This window comes from Syntrophorhabdaceae bacterium, assembly GCA_028713955.1.
Taxonomy (GTDB): domain Bacteria; phylum Desulfobacterota; class Syntrophorhabdia; order Syntrophorhabdales; family Syntrophorhabdaceae; genus UBA5609.
The window spans coordinates 1-5,460 of record JAQTNJ010000208.1 but is presented as its reverse complement, the minus strand read 5'-3'; the positions used below and the strand labels follow the sequence as shown (position 1 = coordinate 5,460).

The window sequence follows — 5,460 nt, the reverse complement described above, 5'->3', positions numbered from 1 at the left end:
CACCTTCTTCAGGGAATTGCTGCCCGGCGGGAAGATTGCCATAGCGGGCAAGGTAGCGGGTAACGAGAGGGAGAAAACGGTTGAGGTAAGCATTGATAATAAAGGCACCTGGCGAAAGGTCAGGGTAACACGGAAAAATACGTTCCGGTATAGTTTCAGGGCACAGAAAGGGACCACCTATGGCCTTTTTATACGGATCACCAATAGAAAGGGCGACACGAACGATGTTGACAGCACTTTCAAGGGGATATTCATCCTGGACAGGTCTGTCTATAATGCTGTAAGAGATGTCCTGAACGGTATGATCGAGGCATACCAGGGAAAGGCCTCAGGGATCTTTATGTCTTACGTGAACGATTCTTTTACCGGTGAAAAGGTCGAATATGAAAAGTCGGTTCAGAACGACTTCAGCACCCTCCACGATATAAACATCAGTTATAACCTCAACAACGTAACGCCTGATTATAAGGACAAGGTCTCTGTCTCTTTAAATTTCAACAGGAGCTATACAGATATTAAAACAGGACGACGCCGCAACGATGAAGGGTCAACGACAATGATCTTCAGGTTTGATAACGGCAAACTGAGCCTGCACTCTGTCCGCGGACAGCCGCTCTTCGGATTCACCAGATAGAACAGACCGTATATCGTATATCGGGATCGAAGAAAACGTTCGGCGAGAGAAATCGTAAGTCGTAAAGATGAATCCCGTGAAAAGTGAAAGGTGAGAAAACCCGTAATTCGTGAATCGTAATTCGTAATTGGATGAAACCGGTGAAAGGTGATGGGTAATAGGTGATGGGTCGCGCAGCGCGGCACGGTGTCATTGCGAGCCCGCAGGGCGTGGCAATCTAATTCAATGATCATACCCCGCTTCGCTCCTTGCGATAACGATAAAGAATGCGGCTTCTCACGATGACTCACGGTTGTCACGATATGCGCCATGCGCTATGCACTAGCATCCAGTATCAAGTAACCAGCGAACAGTAACGAGCGACGAGCATCGGGTTAGTTTAACCCGGACACGTCACCAGAGTATCGGCGCCGGGCTTTCCCCGCAGACACGCTGGATAAAGGCAGTGAATAGTGAAAAGTAAAAGGTGAAAGGTGAGAAACCAAAGAGACGATTCGAACGCCCAACGCCGAACGGATTTATTGGAATCTCGAGATACGGGATACGATATACGAGATACGAAATTTGGTTATTAAATACTGCAAGGAAGCGCTTTCGGGACGAAATATTTGTTTACAGTTTGTTCCGTGCTGTACTAATAGAATATATACTCCAGAAAAGGTGAGGAGGTTTTGATGAAATTGTCCGGCAGGATATTGCTGCTCTTTTTTCTTCTCTTAGCTTTCGCCTCTGACGGCCATGCAAAGTGGTGGATCTTCGGGGCTTCGGAAGACAATGTTGAACTCCAGTATATCTATCTCAATAAGATGAGCTTCAGTGAAACCGGGACAAAGGTCCTGCTCTTCAGAGAAACGCTGCCCAACGGTATGGTCATGATACAGGGGAAGGCGACTGCCGGTATGAACAAGATCGGAAGCGCGCGGGTCAGCACTGACGGCAAGCAGAGCTGGCTTGATATGAAGCTGAGCAACAGTGGGGCATTTGAATACGGGTTCAAGCCGGAACTGAACAAGACATACAGAATTTACGTTGAGATAACAGATACACGGGGGAAGACGAATAACGTTGAAAGCACACTCAAAGAGGTGGTGGTCTCAACACAGAACGTACAGGGTGTCGTGAAGAGCATCCTTGACAGCCTGATCGATGCCTATCAGAAGGAAAAGCCCCAGGAGTTCATGGCGCTTGTGAGCGATGATTTTACCGGCGACAAGACATTCCTCGACAGGGCCGTACGGAAGGATTTCAGCGCCTTTGACAATATCATACTACGGTATGTACTGACGAACGTCACCGTCGACACAACGGGAAAGATATTCGTAACATTTACGTACAACAGGCAGGTTACCTCTGCCAGGTCGGGCAGGACCCTTCAGGACAACGCTGCGACGCAGATGACCTTTAAGCTGGGAGACAGGGGGGCGAAGATATACAGCATGAAATGGCCCCTCATATTCGGTCTCAGCGATTCCTCGAATGTAGCCCAGGGGTTTGTATCCGAGACTGCAGGCACGGACGTGATCATCGTGGACAGCAAGGGCCAGGCAAAAAAGGTGACCTATCAGGAATCAGTGAAGTTTGTGGAAGGGGGCGGAACAACCACGGCTGAGACAAAGTCGGTGACGCTCCACATGACGGCTGTCAGTACTGAAGGGTTGAAGTTCTCGACAGATACAAGGACAACGGAGATCCTTACCCCTCCACCGATGAACGGTGATATCATGCTTGTATGCCCCGGAATACGACTCAACGTGGGAATTTTTGCCCAGGACCTCGGCGCCAAAAGCGTCGATTCGGTAAGCGAGGCGCCCTCATCGGGATACTCTATCGCCGGCATCATCACTGCCTTTACGGTAGGGCATAGCTATGCATTCAAACTTGCGGACGGCAAATACGCTGTCGTAGAGATCGTTAATGATACTGCTGCCGCATGTCCGCCGCGTACAACGACGATCCGCTATAAATACCAGCCGAACGGCTCGAGGACATTTTGATGGATAGATACAGATCAGGAGGGATAGTAATGACACCTGTCAATGCAGGAAAACGTCGGATCAGCCTTACCGTTAGCGTGTCTGCGGTCTCTTTTTCATGCCTTCTTATTGCCCTGTTCCTCACATTGAGTAAACCGGTCTATGCCGCTGATGCCCCCGCGAACGAGCTTCACTTCTCCAACGAGTTCTCCTATACGTATAATGACGTGACCGGTCCGGGCGGCGATGATTTGTCGTCGCTGACGAGGGGTTTAGATCTTATGATTTAGGATTTGCCATGAGCTATCAGCCATCAGCCATGAGCTGTTTTGTATTTGTGAGAAATTTCTCTTGACAAAATCGTCATATGATTATAATTTGCATATATTTTTGCCAATCCTTAACATGAGGCTGATAAGTGCTTAAATCGTTGAAATTCAGATTTACCCTGGTCCTGATCTTTTTAATCATATCGGTCATATTCTGTCTGCCGAATGTTATAGAGCCGCAGGGGACATTAAAAAAATATCTCCCCTCTGACAAGATACATCTCGGGCTTGATCTGAAGGGCGGCATGCACCTCCTGCTTGAGCTTGACACGGTGAAGCTTATGCAGAACATGATCGACAGAAAGTTTGCCGCGCTCAAAGACGCCATGATCCGTGACGGGGTTCGTTTCCTGGCGCTGGACAAGCACGGGAATACGCTCTCAGTATCGGTGAGGGCAGAGCAGAAAGACAAGCTTTATAACCTTATAGGCAGGGACTTTCCCGATCTGAAGGCCGGAGATTCGAAGGCAGAAGGGGATATCCTTCACCTCACATTCCTCCTGCCCGATAAAGAGGTTGCCGGTATTAAGGAAAATGCGGTAAAGCAGGCGCTGGAGACGATACGCAACAGGATAGATCAATTCGGAGTTACAGAGCCGGTCATTGTCCAGCAGGGGGAAAGCCAGATACTCGTGCAGCTGCCGGGCATCAAAGACCCCCAGCGGGCCTTAGAACTGATCGGCAGAACTGCCCAGCTTGAATTCAAGCTGGTTGACGAAGAGAACCTCACGAGGTTTCAGGGGGGATCTGTTCCTGAAGGCAGCGAAGTTCTTACCATGAGGACAAGAAACAAGGACACGGGCATTTATACGACTACACCGATCCTCCTTAAGAGACAGGCGCTTCTCACCGGGGAACTGCTGACTGACGCAAAGGTCAGGATCGGCGGGGAGTTCAATAATGAGCCCTACGTTGCGATAGAATTTGACAGCGAGGGTGCACGGATATTCGATAAGATAACCGCTGAGAATGTCGGAAAGAGGCTTGCCATCATCCTCGATAATACGGTCTATTCTGCGCCTGTTATCAAGGAGAGGATATCGGGCGGCAAGGCATCGATCACAGGCGGTTTCACGATGGAAGAGGCAAAGGACCTTGCGATAGTGCTCCGTGCCGGTGCGCTTCCGGCTCCGGTGAAGGTAATACAGAACATCACCATCGGCCCCACGCTCGGGCAGGATTCGATTAAAAAGGGTGTACGGGCAGCTATCCTGGGCGCTATCCTCGTCTTTATCTTTATGATCTACTATTACCGCTATTCAGGCGTTATTGCCGATATCGCCCTCTTTTTGAACCTCCTTTATCTCCTTGGCGCATTTACTGCCCTGAAGGCCACGATGACCCTGCCCGGCATAGCAGGTATTATCCTGACCATGGGAATGGGCGTCGATTCCAACGTCCTTATCTTTGAAAGGATCAGGGAAGAGCTGCGTCTTGGGAAAACCGCGAGGGCGGCTGTTGACGCGGGATATACCAAAGCGTGGGTCACGATTTTTGACTCACACATTACGACACTTATTACGACCTTCATACTCTTCACGTTCGGAACGGGCCCTATAAAGGGGTTTGCCGTTACGCTGAGCATTGGAGTTATCATCAATCTTTTCACCGCTGTGTTCGGATCGAAAGCGATATATGACTGGATCATCGTGAAGTTTAAACCAAGGAGCTTAAGCATTTGATGAAGTTTGTAGAGATAACAAAAAAGACAAACATAGATTTTATCGGGCTGCGGAATAAGGCCTTTATATTTTCCTTAGTGCTTGTTGTGCTGGGTTGTATCGGTTTTCTCATGGTCACTTTGGGGAAAGCGAATCTCAGCGTGGATTTCACGGGCGGGACACAGCTGCAGGTCAAATTCAGCGAGAAGGTATCCATAGGAGAACTGAGAAGCGCCCTCATTGGAAGCGGTCTTCATGACGTGCAGATACAGGAAATAAGCGGGACGAATGAGTTTCTCATAAAGACAAAGATATCTGATACCGAGAAGGAAAAGGCTCAGGATACAATAGGCCAGTACATCTCCGCAAATCTGAAAGGCAAGAAGTTCGAGGTAGTCGGAAGCAATATGGTTGGTTCCACTGTCGGACAGGCGCTGAAAAAGGACGCGATCATTGCCGTTGTTATTGCACTTATCTGCATCATCATCTATATTGCCTGGAGGTTTACCTTTATCTTCGGGATTGCGGCCACAATCGCCACCTTCCATGATGTCCTTGTCATCCTCGGCGTATTCTACATCTTCAACATGGAGATGAATATTCTCTTTATTACTGCTCTCCTGACCATAGCGGGGTATTCGCTCACCGACACCGTTGTTGTTTTCGACAGGATCCGGGAGAACATGGCCAGGATGAAAGCAAAATCCGACTTTGGAGCAGTAATTAATTTCAGCACCAATGAGGTGTTGAGCAGAACCCTCATAACGTCATTAACGACGGCGATCACTATCGGTGCGATCCTTTTTCTCGGCGGCGAGGTTCTCTTTGATTTTGCTTTTGCTCTTTTTATCGGGGTGCTCATA

Annotated in this window: 5 protein-coding genes; all 5 read left to right on the top strand. The window is 48.9% G+C overall.

Features of this window, described 5'->3' with window-relative positions; genetic code table 11:
- The coding region (locus tag PHU49_13855) for a hypothetical protein (protein MDD5245089.1) at positions 1–634 on the top strand (634 nt) is incomplete at its 5' end.
- 674 nt (positions 635–1,308) lie between these two features.
- Positions 1,309–2,628 (top strand): hypothetical protein, encoded by a 1,320-nt coding sequence (locus tag PHU49_13850; GenBank protein MDD5245088.1) that lies wholly within the window; start codon positions 1,309–1,311, stop codon positions 2,626–2,628.
- Positions 2,628–2,897, top strand: coding sequence for a hypothetical protein (locus PHU49_13845; protein MDD5245087.1), 270 nt, complete (start codon positions 2,628–2,630; stop codon positions 2,895–2,897). Before PHU49_13850 ends, PHU49_13845 begins: the two co-directional genes overlap by 1 nt.
- A 128-nt stretch (positions 2,898–3,025) precedes the next feature.
- Positions 3,026–4,618, top strand: coding sequence for a protein translocase subunit SecD (gene secD / locus PHU49_13840; GenBank protein ID MDD5245086.1), 1,593 nt, complete (start codon positions 3,026–3,028; stop codon positions 4,616–4,618).
- Positions 4,618–5,460 (top strand): protein translocase subunit SecF (gene secF, locus PHU49_13835; GenBank protein ID MDD5245085.1); only part of this gene is annotated, 843 nt, incomplete at its 3' end. The genes secD and secF, both read left to right, overlap by 1 nt.

What these genes read in the sequence shown, in the direction of transcription:
- PHU49_13850 (MDD5245088.1), top strand. Translation starts at nt 1,309, where the DNA reads ATGAAATTGTCCGGCAGGATATTGCTGCTCTTTTTTCTTCTCTTAGCT.
- PHU49_13845 (MDD5245087.1), top strand. Translation starts at nt 2,628, where the DNA reads ATGGATAGATACAGATCAGGAGGGATAGTAATGACACCTGTCAATGCA.